The sequence below is a fragment of the Kitasatospora sp. NPDC059571 genome, from assembly GCF_042735675.1.
Classification (GTDB): Bacteria; Actinomycetota; Actinomycetes; order Streptomycetales; family Streptomycetaceae; genus Kitasatospora.
In genome coordinates this window covers 1-17,368 of record NZ_JBHWBW010000136.1, presented here as the reverse complement: position 1 = coordinate 17,368, position 17,368 = coordinate 1, and the positions used below count along the sequence as shown (strand labels likewise).

At 71.7% G+C, this 17,368-nt stretch carries 15 protein-coding genes and 2 pseudogenes; 2 read left to right on the top strand and 15 right to left on the bottom strand.

Annotated features, from left to right (window positions below; all coding sequences use genetic code 11):
- Positions 1–178 precede the first annotated feature (178 nt).
- A pseudogene (rpsB, locus tag ACFV0G_RS17565) lies at positions 179–1,057 on the bottom strand (30S ribosomal protein S2).
- 629 nt (positions 1,058–1,686) lie between these two features.
- On the opposite strand from rpsB, the pseudogene ACFV0G_RS17560 reads away from it, so the two are divergent.
- Positions 1,687–2,391, top strand: a pseudogene (locus ACFV0G_RS17560) (M23 family metallopeptidase); the annotation flags it as partial.
- A 354-nt stretch (positions 2,392–2,745) separates the two neighbouring features.
- Here the strand turns inward: ACFV0G_RS17560 and ACFV0G_RS17555 are convergent.
- Positions 2,746–3,324 (bottom strand): TetR/AcrR family transcriptional regulator, encoded by a 579-nt coding sequence (locus tag ACFV0G_RS17555; RefSeq protein WP_380547811.1) that lies wholly within the window; start codon positions 3,322–3,324, stop codon positions 2,746–2,748.
- 95 nt (positions 3,325–3,419) lie between these two features.
- Positions 3,420–4,241 carry an RNA polymerase sigma factor WhiG gene (gene whiG / locus ACFV0G_RS17550; protein ID WP_380547808.1) on the bottom strand — a complete coding sequence of 274 codons (822 nt, stop codon included), beginning with the start codon at positions 4,239–4,241 and terminating at the stop codon, positions 3,420–3,422.
- 415 nt (positions 4,242–4,656) lie between these two features.
- On the opposite strand from whiG, the gene ACFV0G_RS17545 reads away from it, so the two are divergent.
- Complete coding sequence (locus ACFV0G_RS17545) at positions 4,657–4,911, top strand: hypothetical protein (RefSeq protein ID WP_380547793.1); 255 nt, start codon at positions 4,657–4,659, stop codon at positions 4,909–4,911.
- Between the two features lie 580 nt (positions 4,912–5,491).
- On the opposite strand, the gene dprA is transcribed toward ACFV0G_RS17545, so the two are convergent.
- The 12 genes from dprA to rimM all read right to left on the bottom strand — a co-directional run bounded on the left by dprA (position 5,492) and on the right by rimM (position 16,960).
- Positions 5,492–6,790, bottom strand: a complete 1,299-nt coding sequence (gene dprA / locus ACFV0G_RS17540; protein WP_380547805.1) for a DNA-processing protein DprA — start codon at positions 6,788–6,790, stop codon at positions 5,492–5,494.
- 173 nt (positions 6,791–6,963) lie between these two features.
- A complete protein-coding gene (locus ACFV0G_RS17535; RefSeq protein WP_380547791.1) occupies positions 6,964–8,619 on the bottom strand; it encodes a YifB family Mg chelatase-like AAA ATPase in 1,656 nt (551 codons plus the stop codon).
- Between the two features lies 1 nt (position 8,620).
- Entirely contained in the window at positions 8,621–9,157 is a 537-nt protein-coding gene (locus ACFV0G_RS17530) for a YraN family protein (protein WP_380547802.1), read from the bottom strand.
- Positions 9,158–9,783: 626 nt separating this feature from the next.
- The gene (locus ACFV0G_RS17525) at positions 9,784–10,110 is read right to left on the bottom strand and encodes a DUF2469 domain-containing protein (RefSeq protein ID WP_380547788.1); all 327 of its coding nucleotides are present in this window, start codon (positions 10,108–10,110) and stop codon (positions 9,784–9,786) included.
- A 55-nt stretch (positions 10,111–10,165) separates the two neighbouring features.
- Positions 10,166–10,642 (bottom strand): NUDIX hydrolase, encoded by a 477-nt coding sequence (locus ACFV0G_RS17520; RefSeq protein WP_380547785.1) that lies wholly within the window; start codon positions 10,640–10,642, stop codon positions 10,166–10,168.
- A gap of 55 nt (positions 10,643–10,697) precedes the next feature.
- Positions 10,698–11,447, bottom strand: coding sequence for a signal peptidase I (gene lepB / locus ACFV0G_RS17515; protein WP_380547782.1), 750 nt, complete (start codon positions 11,445–11,447; stop codon positions 10,698–10,700).
- A 181-nt stretch (positions 11,448–11,628) separates the two neighbouring features.
- Positions 11,629–12,621 (bottom strand): signal peptidase I, encoded by a 993-nt coding sequence (gene lepB, locus ACFV0G_RS17510; RefSeq protein ID WP_380547779.1) that lies wholly within the window; start codon positions 12,619–12,621, stop codon positions 11,629–11,631.
- A gap of 241 nt (positions 12,622–12,862) precedes the next feature.
- A complete protein-coding gene (gene lepB / locus ACFV0G_RS17505) occupies positions 12,863–13,702 on the bottom strand; it encodes a signal peptidase I (protein WP_380547776.1) in 840 nt (279 codons plus the stop codon).
- Positions 13,703–13,865: 163 nt separating this feature from the next.
- Positions 13,866–14,468, bottom strand: a complete 603-nt coding sequence (gene lepB / locus ACFV0G_RS17500; RefSeq protein WP_380547799.1) for a signal peptidase I — start codon at positions 14,466–14,468, stop codon at positions 13,866–13,868.
- Between the two features lie 496 nt (positions 14,469–14,964).
- Entirely contained in the window at positions 14,965–15,315 is a 351-nt protein-coding gene (gene rplS / locus ACFV0G_RS17495) for a 50S ribosomal protein L19 (RefSeq protein WP_380547773.1), read from the bottom strand.
- A gap of 155 nt (positions 15,316–15,470) precedes the next feature.
- On the bottom strand, positions 15,471–16,289 hold the full coding sequence (gene trmD / locus ACFV0G_RS17490; RefSeq protein WP_380547796.1) for a tRNA (guanosine(37)-N1)-methyltransferase TrmD: 819 nt from the start codon (positions 16,287–16,289) through the stop codon (positions 15,471–15,473).
- Positions 16,290–16,294: 5 nt separating this feature from the next.
- Positions 16,295–16,960 (bottom strand): ribosome maturation factor RimM, encoded by a 666-nt coding sequence (gene rimM, locus ACFV0G_RS17485; protein WP_380547770.1) that lies wholly within the window; start codon positions 16,958–16,960, stop codon positions 16,295–16,297.
- Between the last annotated feature and the right edge of the window lie 408 nt (positions 16,961–17,368).

The window sequence follows — 17,368 nt, the reverse complement described above, 5'->3', positions numbered from 1 at the left end:
CGGTCGCCCCCGGCTGTTTTAGCCGGCCCGGGGGGTTTAGGCCCGCTTTGTTGTTATCTATACACCGTTCGGGGTTTCGGGGGGGGGGGGGGGGGGGGCCGGGGGTTCCGCCCCCGGCACGGGAGAGAGGGGCACCTACCGGTGTCGTACCCGGCGGGTGCCCCTCACCCTTGGTACGTCAGGCCTGCTCGGCCTCGGCGGCCGGAGCCTCGGCAGCGGGGGCCTCGGCAGCGGGGGCCTCGGCGGCCGGAGCCTCGTCGGCGGCGGGGGCCTCGGCGGCCTTCTGGCCCTCGAGGATGTCCTTCTCCCAGTCGGCCAGCGGCTGGTCGGCACCCGGCTCGGCCTTGGCGTCGCCCTTGGCGACACCGGCGCGGGCCTTCAGGCCCTCGGCGACGGCGTCGGCGATCACGCGGGTCAGCAGGGTGACGGAGCGGATCGCGTCGTCGTTGCCCGGGATCTTGTAGTCGACCTCGTCGGGGTCGCAGTTGGTGTCGAGGATGGCGACGACCGGGATGTTGAGCTTCCGGGCCTCGCCGACCGCGATGTGCTCCTTCTTGGTGTCCACGATCCACACGGCGCTGGGAACGCGCTGCATGTCGCGGATACCGCCGAGGGTCTTCTCCAGCTTGTCGTACTCACGCTGGAGGACCAGGAGCTCCTTCTTGGTGAGGCCGGAGCCGGCCACATCCGTGAAGTCGATCTCGCTGAGCTCCTTGAGGCGCTGCAGACGCTTGTAGACGGTCGAGAAGTTGGTCAGCATGCCGCCGAGCCAGCGCTGGTTCACGTAGGGCATGCCCACGCGGGTGGCCTGCTCGGCGATGGCCTCCTGGGCCTGCTTCTTGGTGCCGACGAAGAGAATGCTGCCGCCGTGGGCAACGGTCTCCTTGACGAACTCGAAGGCGCGGTCGATGTAGTTCAGCGACTGCAGGAGGTCGATGATGTAGATGCCGTTGCGCTCCGTGAAGATGAAGCGCTACATCTTCGGGTTCCAACGACGGGTCTGGTGACCGAAGTGGACGCCGCTCTCCAGCAGCTCCCGCATCGTGACGACGGCCATGGCCGCACTCCTCAGTTGTTCGCCCGGCGCGCCGCTCCGTGCGGACGGGGTGCCGGGACTCTCGGTTGTCTCCGTGTCGGCCGGGTGGCCGTCACGCCTGACGCCCCGGGCGTGCCAAGCCGCCTCGCCTGGGCGGCAGCGGGGCCGCGGCAGGCTCGGCGGACCGAGCGGCACTCGCACCGGGGAGACCCGACCGGCCACCCTCTCGGGGGCGGTCGTTCCACCAGTGGCGGGGCGTGCGAAGTCGACCCGGTGGACCGGGTCGCGTGTGAAGTGTACGGGAAGCGCCGCACGACGGGCGACTCCGCCGGATTCGGACGGTCGGACGGGGCCCGGACCGGGGCGCCCACCCGGCTACGGTGCGGTCGGCCGTTGCCCTGCTCCGGTCCGCACGCCGGTCCGCACGCCGGGGCGCCCACCGCCTCCGACCGGCCGGGTCGGGCACGGCGCCGACGGTCGGATGAATTCAACCGCCGGTGGTCCGGAGTTCATCCCGTACGAACCGGTGTTCACAGGATCCGGGCCGACGTTCATCCGACCGGGTGACCCGAGTTGTCCACAGGCCGGGTTTGTCCACAGGGGTCGGGGAGGTCACGGCAGCGGGGACGACCGTCGGCCAACCTCCTGCCATGACCGCTCCCCCGACTGCTGCTCCGGCTGCTCCTCCGGCTGCCGCCTTGTTCGCTCCGCCGGACGCGACTCACGCCCCGTCGTTCTCCCCGCCCTGGCCGCCCAGACCGGATGTCCGGCACCAGGTCATCCTGATCACCCTGCTGCTCGTGAGTGTGCTGGCATCGGCGCTCCAACCGCTGAGGGCCGGGGCCGCCGGCCTCGCTGCCGCTGTCTCCGTTGCCACTCCTGCGGCGGCTTTGGTTGCTGCCTCTTCCGCGGTCCCTGTCGCATCACTGCACGGGGGAGATCGGGACGGCGGTCAGGCAGGCGTCCGGACAGGCGGGCGCGTGTGGCCCGTCGGCGGGCCGAGCGGACTGCTGCGCGGCTTCGATGCGCCGGCCGTGCGATGGGCGGCCGGACACCGGGGCGTCGACCTCCGGGCCGCCGTCGGATCACCGGTGCGATCGGCCGCCCCGGGTGTGGTCTCGTTCTCCGGCACGGTCGCGGGCCGACCCGTGGTGACGGTGACCCACCCGGGCTCGGGCAACCCTCCGCTGCGCACCACCTACCTCCCGGTCGACGGCACGGTGCCTCCGGGCACGGCCGTGGCGGCCGGCGACGTGATCGGAACACTGGCGGTCGGCAGTGGCTCCGACACGAGCGCCGGCCCGGGACACTGCCCGACGGAATGCCTGCACTGGGGACTGCTCCGAGGCGCCCGGTACATCGACCCGCTGGCCCTGCTCGGGTCGGGCCGGGCCCGACTGCTCCCGCTCGACGGGACTGCGGGGGTCGAGGTGGGCGGTCGCTCCTCGTCCGGCTCGTCGTCCGACGCGAAGACGGTGGCGGCGGCCGGCGCTCGCGAGCACGTGCGCGCCCCCCGCCCGAACCGGCCTCGGCCTACGTCCCGATCGACCGACGGTGCGTCGGGCCGGCATCGGAGCCCGGCCCGGCTCGGCCCGCAGGGCCCGGCGAGGATCGCTGGCCCTGCGTGCGCAGGATGCGGGCGGCATACGTGGTCGGTGATCGGCGCGGATCGTCCGGATCGCCCGGACACGCAGTCGGACGGCTGTGCGCTACGCCCCGACCCCCGGGCCTGTCGGTACGAGCCCGCGCATGGCCAGCGCCACGGCGGCGTCCGCGATCACGCCTGCGTCCTCGGGTCCGGACCGCTCGGCCTGCCGGGCCGCCGCCTCGACGGCACCCTGCAGCAGAGCGGCGGCCAGCCTCGGACGCTCGTGGCCGAGCTCCGTCAGCGTTTCCATCAGGAGGGACACGAGGCTGCCGTGTGCCGATCGGATCCGCTCCCGCGCGGCAGCGTCCAGTTCCAGTTCGGAGATGGCCGCGACCGCCCGGTGCCGGGGGTCGGCCGCCAGCAGCAGCTGGCCGCGTACATACGCCTCGATGCGCTCACCGGCGCTGCCGCAGGCCGCCATGCCGGCTTCGATCTCGGCCGCCCAGAGCGGGAGATCGACCGCACAGAGCTCCTCGACGACCGCGGCCCGGGAGCGGAAGTACTCGTAGACGGACGAGCGCGCCAGACCCGTCCGGGCAGCCAACGCGGAGAAGGTGAGCGCGTCCCGGCCGCCGTCCGCCAGGAGTTCGCGGGCAGCGTCGAGCAGTGCTGCCCGCTGCAGTTGGCGATGCTCGGCCACCGTGGCCGCTCGGATCTTCGGCACGGCCCTACTCTACGGAGCCTCACACCCGCTTCGACCCGCGCCACCCGATCGGAGCAGCGCGCGCCCGGACCTCAGCGGACGTCGGAGAGCTTCGCCCGCAGCTGGAGAACCGATTTGGTGTGGATCTGGCTGACCCGACTCTCCGTCACCCCGAGGACCTGCCCGATCTCGGCGAGTGTGAGCCCCTCGTAGTAGTACAGCGTCACCACGGTCTTCTCCCGCTCCGGCAGCGTGTTGATCGCCGTGGCGAGCAGTCGGCGGACCTCGCGACCTTCGGCGATCTCGACCGGGTTGTCCGCGCCCGTGTCCTCAAGGGTGTCGATGAGGGTGAGCGTGTCACCACTGTCCCCGACGGAGTGGATCAGCTCGTCCAGGGCGACGACGTTGGCGAGTGACAGCTGGGAGAAAATCCCCCGGAGGTCATCCAGCGAGATGCCCATCTCGGCCGCCACCTCGGGCTCGTGCGGCGTACGGCGCAGCCTCGCCTCCAGCGTGGCGTACGTCCGTTCCACAGCCTTGGCCTTCTGCCGCACCGACCGGGGGATCCAGTCGAGCGCGCGCAGCTCGTCGATGATCGCTCCGCGGATCCGGCTGATCGCATAGGTCTCGAACTTGATCGAGCGGTCGATGTCGAACTTCTCGATTGCGTCGATCAACCCGAACACGCCGGAGGACACGAAGTCCGCCTGCTCCACGTTGGCCGGCAGGCCGACGCCGACCCGACCCGCGACGTACTTCACCAGTGGCGAGTAGTGCAGGATCAGCTGCTCCCGCAGCCTCGCGTCACCGGATTCCTTGTAGGAGCGCCAGAGCGTCTCCAGAGCGCTGCGCTCGGGTGAGGTGGGGCGATCGGCCTGGCGGTGCGGGCCGCGAGCCGCGGTGCCGTCGGGCAGGGCCGCGGGAGGACTCGGGCTCGCCCCGGGACCGGGGCCAGGACTCGGGCTCGGACTCGGACTCGGACTGGGGCCGGGCACGCGGGTTGGCGTTGGTGCGGGCGCTGCATCGGTTCTGAGGCCTTGGTCCGAACCGGGACGCCCTGGCGGCGCCTCACGACCCGGCTGTGTGCCGGCCTCGTCCTGCCTGGTGGTCGGCTGATCGTCCGTCCGGATGCTGTCAGGTACTCGCTCGTGTCCGCGATCGACCTGTTCGGTGGACCCGCCGGTGCCGGATCCTGTGGCCTTGCGGCCCGGGAACGGTACGAGCACCGAGGGCGATTGAGGCACGTGTGTTGTCGGGCCGGACGATGCACCGTGCCGGTGCCGGTCGGAGTCATCGGCCGTGGCCGACCGGACGTGACTCGGTTGCCCGGTGTCCGACCCGATCGAGCCCGTCTCCGCGTTGGGCGTCGACGCACCGGGTCTGGGTGGGCTCGCGACCGGCATGCCCGGCCTGGACGTGCTCGACCGCGGAGCACTCGGCCGGGGAGCGCCCGGCCGAACCGGTAGACCGGACGGGCCGAGCGGCCTCGTCGAGGTGCCCGCCCTGCCGTCCTGGCCCGGCCGGGCCGGGCCGACGGGACTGGCCGGCGGCCGCGCGCCTGGCCCCGGGATCCCGGTGTCGTGAGCGTCGCACCGCCCCTCGGAAGGTCGACCCGCGTGGCTGTGGGTCGGTTCGACCTCCCGGCCGCGACTGTCCGCGGCCGTCGTCCTTCCGGCGGTGCAGCCCTCGTGGTCTGCGTCCGCCGCCGACTGCCGGTGGGGCGAGGATGCCTCCGGCGGTACCTGCGGCATCGCCGGGTGCGCGCCCGGTGACGGGCGGAGCTGGGGCGGTGCCGTCTGCGGCAGGACCTCGCCCCTGCCGTCCTGCTGACTGCGCGGCACTCGGCGTGCCGCAAGCCCGGTGGGCTCCAGCCCGGTCTGCGTCATCGGGGGGCTGTCCGCTGCGGGACGGGCCTCCGCCCCCACCCGTCCCGCGGACCGGGCGTCACCGGTCACCCTGTGTCCCGGAATGTTTGTGGGCATGCGTTGGTCTGCGCCGTTCTGCCGAGTCATGTGCTGATAGGGAAGCCACAAGGGAGCGTAGCGTGACCACGTCGCTGCAGTGTGCTACCGCCACTCGGTCGTCCCTCGATCCGGTGGCGTGCCCGGCGCGTCGGCGCGGAACGCGCCGGGCGAGAATCAGCGCCCGGTGGCGCGATCGCGGATCATCGTCGCCGCACCAACCGCCAATGGGCACCGATGCGTTCGATATAGCCGAGCGCGGCAAGCTCGTACAGCCGTTGGAGGGCGGCATCGGTCGCCACGCCCGACTCGCGGGCCACCCGCTCGAGTGGCGCACCGTCCGCTCCCCCGGGTACGGCCTCGAGTACGCGGGCCACCGCCGGCTCCAACAAGTCCCGCGGCAGGACGGGACCTGTTCGGACGGGCGCGAGGTCATCGCCGATGGCGCCGATCAGCTCGGCAATCTCGGCCGCGTCCGTGACGAGGCCGGCCGCTCCGCTCCGGATGAGTGCGTGCACCCCCGCTGACAGCTCGGATGTGACCGGCCCGGCTACTCCCATCGTGTGACGGTTCAGGTCCCGGGCACGTCTGGCCGTGCTCAGCGCGCCACTACGGAGCGCTGCCTCCACGACGACGGTGCCTCGGGTGAGGGCCGCTATCACCCGGTTGCGGAGCACGAAGCGGAAGCGGTTCGGATGGGTGCCGGGCGGGAGCTCGCTGACGAGCAGTCCCTGTTCGGAGATCCTCCGGATGAGCTCGGCGTTGCCCGGCGGATAGGCCAGGTCCACCCCGCAGGCCAGGACGCCGACGGTGGCGCCGCCGACGGCGAGGGCGCCGCGGTGCGCGGCCGCGTCGATCCCGTAGGCCGCTCCCGAGACCACGACCCAGCCACGCTCGGCGAGCTGGGAGGCGAGCTCGCCGGCCACGTGTGCGCCGTAGGACGTACAGGCGCGGGCTCCGACCATGGCGACCGAGCGGAGGGCCAACAGGCGCAGGGAGCCGGTGCCGCGCACCCAGAGCCCGACCGGCCGGCCGTCGCCGAGGTCGTCCAGCTGGCTCGGCCACTCGGGATCGCCGGGGATGACGAAGCGGCCTCCACCCCCGCGGATGCTGTCGAGGTCCGCCGTGGGATCGGTGCCGGCAAGCCGTGTGCGGTAGTCACCCACCCGGTCGGGATCGAGGCCGAGCGGGCCGAGGGCCAGGCGGCCGCGGATTGCGTCGACGACGGTGATGGCACCGTGCCTGGCGAGCCACCGGCCCATGACGGCATCGCCGGGTTCGATCAGCCGCGTCAGGGCCGCCCTCGCCAAGCGTTCGCGCTCGGCGAGCGGGGGTCGGCCTTCGGTCCGGGACGGCGGCGGATCCGGCTGCGGCTGTGGCTGCGGCTGCGGCTCCGCCGGTTCGGGCCCCGGGTGGTCGGGTCGCGGCCGCTCTGGCCTCTGCGGTGTGGAACGGGGTCGAGCAGATCGCGGAGTCCCCGAATGGCGCGGTGCTCCGGTCAGCTCGGCTGGCCCGCGCTCGCCGGGCCCGCGCTCGATGAGGCCGCACGGGGTTGGTTCGATGGTCGTGACAGGTTCCATGAGGGTCTCCTCAGCAACTGGGCAGAGAGGTGGGCGGCACGCCTGCGGGCGTGCCCACACACCCGTAGCGGGCGGAAAGGACTTCCCAGGGCTGCTCAGTGCTCGCCGCCGAGGTCGGCGTCCAGATCCGCGCAGGCCCGTGATGTCGGCCGATCCAGCAGTGCGGGCCCTCGCTGGACGCCGGTGCGCAGCGCCAGGCCGGTGAGCACATCCGATCGGCCCGGCCGGTCGCGGCCTGCGAGGTCGGCGATCGTCCAGGACACCCGGAGTACGCGGTCCAGCCCCCGGGCGGTCAGCAGCCCGCGTTCGAGGTCGCGCTCGGCGTCCACGAGGGCGCCAGGGGCCAGTTGCCATCGGGTCCGGAGTTCGTGGCCGGGGACTTCGGCGTTGGTACGCCACGGAGTGTCGGAAAGGCGGGCGGCCGCCCGTTCGCGCGCGACTCTGACTCGGGCAGCAACGGTGGCCGTGCTCTCCGCTGTGCTGTCGCGCGTCATCAGTTCGGCCCTGGTCACCGAGGACACCTGGACCTGAAGGTCCACACGGTCCAGGAGCGGTCCGGACAGCCGTGCCTGGTAGCGGTTGACCATCGTCGGCGTGCACTCGCAGCCTTCACCGCGCATCGAGTGGCGACCGCACGGGCACGGGTTCGCCGCGAGGCAGAGCAGGAAGCGGGCCGGCAGTCGCATCGATCCTGCCGAGCGGGCGATCATCACCTCGCCCGACTCCAGTGGCTGGCGCAGCGCATCCAGCACCCGCACCGGAAACTCCGGTGCCTCGTCGAGGAAGAGGACTCCGCGGTGCGCGAGGGACACGGCGCCCGGACGGGGCAGGCCGCTGCCGCCGCCCACGATGGCGGGCATCGTGGTGGAGTGGTGCGGGGCGCAGTAGGGCGGGCTGTCGATCAGTGGTCGGCCCGGGGGCAGCAGGCCGGCGACCGAGTGGACAGCGGTGACTTCCAGGGCCTCCGTCTCTGTGAGTGGTGGCAGCAGGGCCGGCAGTCGCTCGGCGAGCATGGTCTTGCCGGCGCCCGGTGGCCCTTTCAGGTAGAGGTGGTGGCCCCCTGCGGCTGCGATCTCCAGGGCACGGCGGGCCTCGTACTGCCCGGCGACGTCGGCGAGGTCCGGTCTGATGAGGGAGTCGGTGGCCCTGTTGCGGACACCGGCTCCGGGGAGCAGCAGACCGGCCAGCAAGGGGTCCGGCTGCCCCGCCATGATGTCGGGTTCCTCCTCGGGCTCGGGAGCGCCGGTGAGCAGTGCGATGAGCTGCCGGAGGCTGCGTACGCCCATGACGGAGACACCCGGCACGAGCGCCGCCTCCGCCGCGGTCTGTTCGGCCACCACGACCTGTCGGTAGCCGGAGTCGGCGGCGGCCAGGACGGACGGGAGCACGCCTCGCACGGGTCTGACCCTGCCGTCGAGACCGAGCTCTCCGATGATCAGCAGGCCTGCGATCGCCGCGGGATCCAGCCTGTCGGCCGCGGCCAGCACCGCGCACGCGACGGCAAGGTCGAATCCGCTGCCGCTCTTCGGGACGGATGCCGGGCTCAGGCCTACGGTGAGCTTGCGCTGCGGCCAGCTCTCGCCGCTGTTGACGACCGCCGCGCGAACGCGGTCCCGGGCCTCGGTCAGCGCCTTGTCGGGGAGGCCGACCAGCGTGAACGCTGGGACGCCTGGTTCGAGGTCGGCCTGGACTTCGACGACGACGCCGTCGACCCCGATGAGCGCGACCGAGCAGGTACGGGCGAAGGGCATGTCACACCGCCCCGCGGACGTGCTCGACGAGTGCGGCGCCCTTGCAGCGGTTGACCACGGCGATCAGGTCGATGCGGACTCCGCCGGGTGGCGGTGGCGTCGGCCTGTCGGCGCCCTCGGTGTCGGGGAGGAGGCCGGTGACACGGCTGGCGAGCCGTGCGAAGTGGACCGGCCAGCGCTCGCTCAGCCAGCGTTCCGCGAGTCGGCGCAGCCGATCGGCCTTTGTGCGGTCGATGCCCTCCGCCGGGTGCTGGAAGGCCCGCTCCGAACGCGTCTTGACCTCGCAGACGGCCAGTGTCTCGCCGTCGAGCGCGACGATGTCGATCTCACCGTCCGAGCATCGCCAGTTCCGTTCGAGGATCCGAAGGCCGTCGTATGCGAGGCGCCGAGCGGCCACCTCCTCGCCGTAGCGACCGAGACCGAGGTTCGGGTTCTGCGGCGTGGGCGGGGCAGGTGCCCGACCGGCCGCGCCACCGGTGCGGGGGCGCCCGCTCTCCGCACCTCGGGACCGGCCGGTCCGGCTCGCCGCTCCGACCAGCGGAACCGATCCCCCAGACGGTGCCGGCGCCTCGGCAGGGGATTTCGACGCCGGCGCTGCTCCGGCCGTTCCGTCGGCGACCTTCGGCTTGGTCACGCCCCGCGGCCTGGCCCCGGCCGTGGCGCTTGCCGTGGTCGCGACTGCGGGCGTTGCCATGATCAAGGCCGTAGCCGTCGTCGTGGTGCCTGCCGCAGCCGGATCCTCGGCGGTCGCCAGCGCCCTGGCCCTGGTCGATGCCTTGTTCCTGGTCGGGGCCTTCACCGTCATCGGCAGCGGCTCACTGCACGGGGCGGGTTTCTTGATCCGGCCGGTGCCGGTCCTCGTTCGCGTACGTGCGGCAGACGTGGGTCCCGCGTCGTTCGTGGGGTGGTCACTGCGGCCCGTGCTGCGGCCGCCGTCGTTACCGCGTTCGTCCTGTCCGCGGTGTTCCTGTGGGTTCTGCACGGCTTCACCTCCGTGACGTGGAGGTTGCCGGATGGGTAAACGACAGACGGGCGATCTCTCGCAGCCTGTGGATAACCCGGCCCTGTGGATAACCGAGGTCCCCCTCAGGAGTGGCTGATGCCGGACGCGCTGGACAACGCCGACCGGCCCGTCGGATGCTCGGTGCCCGGACGCGGTTTCGATCAGTTGCCGAAGGAAGCGTCGTCGGAGGGCAGTTCGAGGTCGCTCTTCGCCAGCTCTTCGATGTTCACGTCCTTGAAGGTCAGCACCCTCACCTTGCGGACGAACCGCGCAGGCCGGTACATGTCCCAGACCCAGGCATCCGCCATCGTCACCTCGAAGAAGACCTCGCCCTGAACCGAGTGCACCTGCAACTCGTAGTCGTTCGTCAAATAGAAGCGTCGCTCGGTCTCGATGACGTACTTGAAGAGCCCGACGACATCCCGGTACTCCCGGTAGAGCTTGAGCTCCATCTCGGTCTCGTACTTCTCGAGGTCTTCGGCACTCATCCAGGTGTCCCCTCACTCGTCACGTCCACCCCATTGTGGACCACTGCAACCACCGTCAGAGCCCCACCGGCGGGACTGGCGGGCCCGCGGTGATCAGCCGTTCGAGCAGTTCGGGCAGCTCGCCCGGATAGACCGTCTCCGCGGTCTCCCTCAGTTCGGCCGCCGTCCACCAGCGAGCCTCCAAGATCCGGGCGTGCTCGTCCGCGTCGCCGCCGACGGCCAGGCGGACGTCCGTCCGATCGGTCCTGGCCAGGTAGTACCGCTGTTCCTGTTCGTACCGCTGTCCCTGGAAGGAGAACGTCACCGTGCCGAACGCCACCAAAGGCCCCAGTTCCACTCCGGTGAGCCCCACCTCCTCGGTGAGCTCGCGCCGCGCTGCGGACTCGTCCGTCTCGCCGGATTCCAGCCCGCCGCCCGGCGTGATCCACCAGCTGACGTCGGGGACGGCCGGATCCAGACCGTGCAGCAGCAGGATGCGGCCGTCACGGTCGAGCAGCAGGACGCGGACCGCACGTCGGCGCCGGACCTCCACCGCAGCCACCTCCGCCGATCGCCTGCTTCTCATCCGTCCCGCCGGCCGGACCGGGTCAGGCCCGCCGCCGCCGCGCGAGGCGCTGCACGAGCGTGGCCACCCAGCCCATGAGGGCGGCGATCAGGACGAGTGCTGCCCCACCCACGGCGGCGTACCCTGCCGGCGCCAGCAGCCCCGGGCGGGTCGCGGCCGGTCCCTTGAGGCTGTCGAACGCGGCGGTGCGGGCCAGCAGCGACGCGCGGGACGACGGCCAGGCGATCGCCTCGACCTTCGCGACCACGTCGGTGGCGGCCACCGTTCCGCTGGCGACGTCCAGGTGGCTGCGCGAGTCGAGCGAGTTGAGCCGCGAGTCTCCGAGCAGGAACAGACGGCCCTCGGGCACGGTGACGCTGAAGGCCGCACCGACACCCTTACCGGCATCGGAGTACGTCTCATCGATCACGGTGCCGTTCACCGAGATGCGCCCGGCAGGGTCGGACGCCACGGTGTCACCACCGACGCCGACGACCCGCTTCACCATCGTCGCGCCGCCCCAGGCCTGCTCGCTGAAGACCACGACGTCGCCGCGCCCGACGGAGCCGCCGCCGACCTTGCGGGCCAGCAGGGTGTCACCGGGCTCGACGGTGGGCGACATGGAGGTGGTGGGCACCCGGTACGGGCGGTAGTCCAGTGCGATCAGCCCGAAACCGCCGACCAGCATCGCGAAGCCGACGGCGATGGCCAGGCCCTGGAGCACCGAGGCGACGCGCCGGCGACGCCGGACCGGGGTCGGACTCGCTGCCGCGCGCTCCGTGACACTGCTCATGGCACTCGAACCTTCCTCGTCGGCCCTCGGCCGGTCGGACTGCGCCTGAGATACGCGCGTTGTCACAGCAGCCGCGAACCCGACAGGCCGCGGCACGTGCGAGCAGATTACTCGCCGGTACCGCGGCCTGCGCAAGAGTCGGCCACTGATCAACAACCGACCGCACGGTCGGCGCACCCGGTCAGCGGCGGCGACGCAGCCACCACACGGCCGGCACGGCAGCCGCCGCTCCCGCGAGCGGCGGGACCACCGGGGCCGCCGCTGCGGCGAGGCCCTTCTGGTCGAAGGTGTCCGGCACGGGCAGGGTCGCCCAGTCCCCGATCGGCCAGGCAACGACGAAGGCGCGGCCGACCACGTTCCCGACCGGCACCGAGCCCCCACCGGGCTGGTCCTGGTGGTACCGGGAGTCGAGCGAGTCACCGCGGTGGTCACCCATGACCCAGATGCCCCCCTTCGGCACCTTGACCGGCCCGAAGGGCTTCTCACCGCAGGGGGTGTTGCCGGGGTAGATGTACGGCTCGTTCAACGCGATGCCGTTCACCTTCACAGGCCCGCTGCCCTGGCACTCGACCGTGTCGCCACCCACCGCGATGACCCGCTTGATCAGGTCCTTCTCGTTGGAGGAGGGCATCAGGCCGATGAAGCTGAACACGTTCTGGATGCCTCGGACGAACGCGCTGTTGCTCTGCTGCGTCGGCTCGTCGTTCAGCCAGCCACCCGGGTCGTGGAACACCACGACCTCCCCGCGCTGCGGCTCGGCGCCGAACCAGGGAGTGAGCTTGTCGACGAGGACGCGGTCCCCGATCTTGAGGGTGTTCTCCATCGAACCGGACGGGATCGAGAACGCCTGCACGAAGAAGGTCTTGATCACCAGCGCCAGGATCAGCGCGATGCCGACCAGGATCGGCAGTTCCTTCCAGAACGAGCGCTGCTTCTGGGGACGCGATCTGCGATCTCCCGAGCCATCGTCGCCTGTCACGGCGTCCCGCTCGGCGACTTCACCCACTGTGCCCTCCGAGTCGTCCGGGGTGCCGGCTGAGCCGCCGTCCGCCGCTGCTGCTCCCGCTGCGCCGGAATCGGCAGCCTGTGCGGACTGGGCCGACCGGACCGCGCGACCACCCGTGCCCTCGGGCTCCGGGGCACCCGAGCGGGCACCGATCACCAGATCCCCCACGACATCTCCTCCCTGCTGTGCGGACGCCCATGCGCCCGCGCTCACCAGTGCCGCACAGCGGGCACTACGCTCCGTAACCGACCGTCGACCCGCCTCAGACCTGCCCGCCAGGGGCCCGTCTGACACCGGTGGCGACGGCCCGGAAACCCGGGAAGGTCACCGAACCGTGCACCGAGTAGTCCAGCACCTCTCTATCACTCCCGCTCGACCTGCCCGTGCTCCCACACGGCAGATCAGGGCATCAGCCGGACCGACGCGTGCGCCGGCGCCCGGCTGGTCCCAACCGCGCAACGAGCGGAAGGGCGCCCAACACACCCATAACGAGCGAGGGTTCCGCAGGATCCGGCTCGATCCCGGTGAATCCACCAGGCGTTTGGCCCGAACTACCGACGGTACTCCTGGGAGCCGTGACCGGGAGCGCAACAGCAGGGGCTGCGGCACCCGAGGCGGCTGCCGAGTGCTGCGGGAGCGAGGAGAGCGAGTCCGGAACTTCGAGTCGGCCCAGTCGCTGCAGCGGCCACGCGATAACGAACGCGCGGCCTACGACGTTCCCGACGGGTATCGTGCCGCCCCCGGGATTGGCCATGTGGGACCGGGAGTCGGCCGAGAGGTCACGGTGGTCGCCCATCACCCAGAGCCGCCCGGCCGGGACAGTGATCTTGAACGGCTGGCGGGATGGCACGTTGCCCGGCGCCAGGTACGTCTCGTCGACCGGCGTGCCGTTGACGCTCAGCCGGCCCTTGGCGTCGCAGCACTCGACGGTGTCCCCGCCCACGCCGATCACGCGCTTGATCAGGTCGTGCTCGTTGTCGGACGGAAGAAGACCGACCGAGGAGAACACCTGCTTGACCTGGCGCAGCACGGGCCCGTCCGTGGAGACGGTCCGGTCGTTCTCCAGCCAGCCGCCCGGGTCACGGAACACCACGACCTCGCCCCGGCTGGGCTGGTTGCCGAACCACGGGGTGAGCTTGTCGACGAGCACCCGGTCGCCGATCTGGATGGTCTGCTCCATAGAGCCCGACGGAATGACGAACACCTGGACGAAGAACGTCTTCAGCACCAGCGCGATCACCAGCGCCACGATCACGACCAGCGGCAGCTCACGAAGGAGCGAACGCCGCCGCTTCCGGGCAGCCCGCCTGGCCGTCCTCCGCCGCTCGGCGCGGCCCCGAAGCGCGGCACCCGGCCGCCCGTCGGGTTCTCCGGGGCGGGTCGCAACCGATGTCGCGCCCGCAGATCGCCCCTTACCCCTGGTCCCCATGGTCACCAGTCCCCCCAATAGCGGCGAAAACCCTCGGCCGGGCCAGGGACGCCCAGCGGCCGAACGGGAACACCACCCACTGCGCGCGCCCGATCACCCGGGACTCCGGCACGAAGCCGCCCCCGGGCTCCCCCAGGTGGTCCCGCGAGTCGCTGGAGTCGCTCCGGTGGTCCCCCATCAGCCACAGCCGTCCGGCCGGCACCAGTACGTCGAACGGGACCTGGGACGGTGCGTCACCGGGAGCCAGATAGCCGGTCTCGTCCAACGGCTTCCCGTTGACCCGGATCCTGCCGTCGGAGCCGCAGCAGGTCACCCTGTCCCCGCCCACACCGATCACGCGCTTCACGTAGACCGAATCGCCGCCCGAGTCGAGCCCCACCCGCTCCAGCAGCCGGCTGACACCCGACGGCTCCGCGGCGTACGGGAGAAAGGAGCCGGTGCCGTCGAAGACCACCACGTCGCCCCGCTGGACATGGCCGCCGAAGGCATAGGCGAGCTCATTGACCACCAGTCGGTCGCCGGGCCGGAGCGTGTTCTCCATGGAGGCGGAAGGTACGGCGAACGGTCTCGCGACGAAGGCGTTCACGATCAGCAGGGCAAGCAGGCACACTCCACCCACCAGGAGGAGATCACGCGTCCAACCACCACCGGCCTGGCCACCGTCCGGCTCGGCCTGGCCGGCGACGCCGTCCGAGGCGGTCCCGCCGTCCCCGTCGGCGCTCCCGCTTCCGTTCCCGTCGGCGCTCCCGTTCCCCTCGGTGCCCCCGCTTCCGTTCCCGTCGGCGCTCCCGTTCCCGTTCCCGTTCCCGCCGACAGTGCCGTTCCCGCCGGTCGCAGCAGCCGGCCCCGCTTCGGCGACCGGATTCCCGGCCGACCCGGAAACGACCACGGACCGCGCCGGCGACTCGGCACCCGAGGGTGCGGTCTCTCCGACGCGGTCCGTGGAAGGTTCGTGCGTGGTCATCGGGCAGAGCTTATCCCCACGCCCTTAAGGCCTAGACCTCAAGGGCACCAAGGATCTGCGGGGATTCGATGCCCGGCGACCGCGAGTCCACAGGATCCCGGCGAACCGGGACAGGGACTCAGTTGTCGCGCTTCTCCTTGATCTTCGCGGCCTTGCCGCGCAGGTCACGGAGGTAGTACAGCTTGGCGCGGCGAACGGCACCGCGGGTCACGACCTCGATCTTCTCGACGACCGGGGTGTGCACCGGGAAGGTGCGCTCGACGCCGACGTTGAAGCTGACCTTGCGGACGGTGAAGGTCTCACCGATGCCGGAGCCCTGGCGACGGATGACGACGCCCTGGAAGACCTGGACGCGGGAGCGGTTGCCTTCGATGACGCGGACGTGCACCTTGAGGGTGTCACCCGGGCGGAAGGACGGGACGTCGGTACGCAGCGAGGCCGCGTCGACAGCAGCGAGCTTGTTGCTCATGTTGCTCTCCATCGCAGGCGCCACAGGCCGCCCACGGAAGTTCGTGAGAAGGATGGTTGCTGTGGGCCGCATCGGCCGACGGCAAGCCCCCTGCGGCGGGCCGGCCGGTCCACGTGGCGGCCCCGGAGGGACGCCCAGCGACAGACAGCAGTCGCCTATTGTTCCACAGCTTCGGCCGAGGTCCGAAATCGGCCGAGCCCCTCGTCCCAGATCAGCCCGAGGAGGTTCAGTGCCTCGCGCTCCTTCTTGTCGAAGGAGCCGAGCTGCCAGCGCTCCACCAGATCGGGGCGGTTGGCCAGGGTACGGGCGAACGCCTGCTCGCGCCGCCAGCGCGCGATCTTGCCGTGGTGGCCGCTGAGCAGTACCTCGGGCACCTCACGACCGCGCCACTCGGCGGGCTTGGTGTAGACGGGGCCCTCCAGCAGATCCTCCATGGCACCGGGCGCGAAGGAGTCGTCCCGGTGGGACTCGGCGTTCCCGAGGACACCGGGGAGGAGCCGGGCGATGGCCTCGACCATCACCAGCACTGCGACCTCCCCACCCGCGAGGACGTAGTCGCCGATCGAGGCCTCGACGACCGGCATCCGGGTCGCCGCCTCCTCGATGACACGGCGATCGATGCCCTCGTACCGGGCGGGAGCGAACGCGAGCCAGGAACGGCCGGCGAGTTCCTGGGCGAGCTCCTGGGTGAAGGGACGCCCGCTGGGCGTGGGGACGACCAGGGTCGGCACCTCGCCCGCCGGCCCCTGGGCGAGGACGGCGTCCAGAGCGGCCCCCCACGGTTCGGGCTTCATGACCATCCCGGGTCCGCCGCCGTACGGGGTGTCGTCCACCGTCCGGTGCACGTCGGTGGTCCAGCCGCGCAAGTCGTGCAGGTGGACGTCGAGCTGGCCGCGGGCGCGGGCCTTGCCGACCAGGGAGACATTGAGGGGCTCGAGGTACTCGGGGAAGATCGTGACGACGTCGATCCGCATCTCACTCACGCGCGGTCGCCCTCCACCGGACCATCGGTCCCGTCCTCGGCCTCGCCACTGACCTCGGCGATCTCCGAGGTCTCCGAGGTCTCCGCGCTCTCGGCGGTCCCATCGGCCCCAACGGTCTCGTCGGCCTCGCCCCCCTCCTCGGCCTCGTCGGCGAGCGGCTCGATCAGGCCGGGCGGCGGGGTGATGACGGCGCGCTGGTTCTCCAGGTCGATGGTGGGCACGATCTGCTCGACGAACGGGACCAGCACCTCGCTGCCATCGGGCCGGGTCACGGTGAGGAGGTCCTGGTACGGGAGGTGGACGAGCTCGGTGAGCTCACCGATCAGCGTGCCGTCGGCCAGCACCACGTCGAGGCCGATCAGCTGGTGGTCGTAGTACTCATCCGGGTCCTCCGGGGTCTCGTCCGGGTCGACCTCGGCGATCAGGAAGGTACCGCGCAGCGCCTCGGCGTCGTTGCGGTCCTTGACGCCCTCGAAGCGGAGCAGTAGCCGACCGCTGTGCACGCGGCCGGATGCGACGGTGAGGGGCCCGACGGCCGCGGGGTCGGTGAGGAGGACAGCACCGGGGCCGAGCCGGAGTTCCGGCTCGTCGGTGCGGACCTCGACGCTGACGTCGCCCCTGATGCCGTGGGCGCGGCCGATCTTGCCGACGACGAGCTGCACGGTGATCGTTCTCCTGTGTTCCCGCGCCGGGCGGCGCTGTACCGAAGCCAAGGAAGTCTGTAGCAAGGATGGGTGCGGCAGGCGCGTCCGCGCGAACGGCACCCTGAATCGACACACCCGACACCCGACACCCGACACGCGACACCCGGCCGCGGCCAGGGCCGAGGTCCGGTGCCGAGCCCGCGCTCATACCAAGGTCAGGGCCGAGGGTCGAGGGCGGGTGCCGAGCCCGCACCCGGGCGGGGCCGGGACCGGGACCTACGGGCCCGCGCGCGCACCCGGGCCGGCGGCCGCGGCCACAGCGAGCTATGGGCAGGGGCCACGGGCCCGAAGCTCACGGCACAGGGTCGGAAAGCCGGAAGGGGGGGGGGGCGCGCTGGGGGGGGGGCGGGGGGGGGCGCCGGCTCG

What these genes read in the sequence shown, in the direction of transcription:
- ACFV0G_RS17535 (WP_380547791.1), bottom strand. Translation starts at nt 8,619, where the DNA reads ATGCCCTTCGCCCGTACCTGCTCGGTCGCGCTCATCGGGGTCGACGGC.
- ACFV0G_RS17525 (WP_380547788.1), bottom strand. Translation starts at nt 10,110, where the DNA reads ATGAGTGCCGAAGACCTCGAGAAGTACGAGACCGAGATGGAGCTCAAG.
- lepB (WP_380547782.1), bottom strand. Translation starts at nt 11,447, where the DNA reads ATGAGCAGTGTCACGGAGCGCGCGGCAGCGAGTCCGACCCCGGTCCGG.
- rplS (WP_380547773.1), bottom strand. Translation starts at nt 15,315, where the DNA reads ATGAGCAACAAGCTCGCTGCTGTCGACGCGGCCTCGCTGCGTACCGAC.
- trmD (WP_380547796.1), bottom strand. Translation starts at nt 16,289, where the DNA reads ATGCGGATCGACGTCGTCACGATCTTCCCCGAGTACCTCGAGCCCCTC.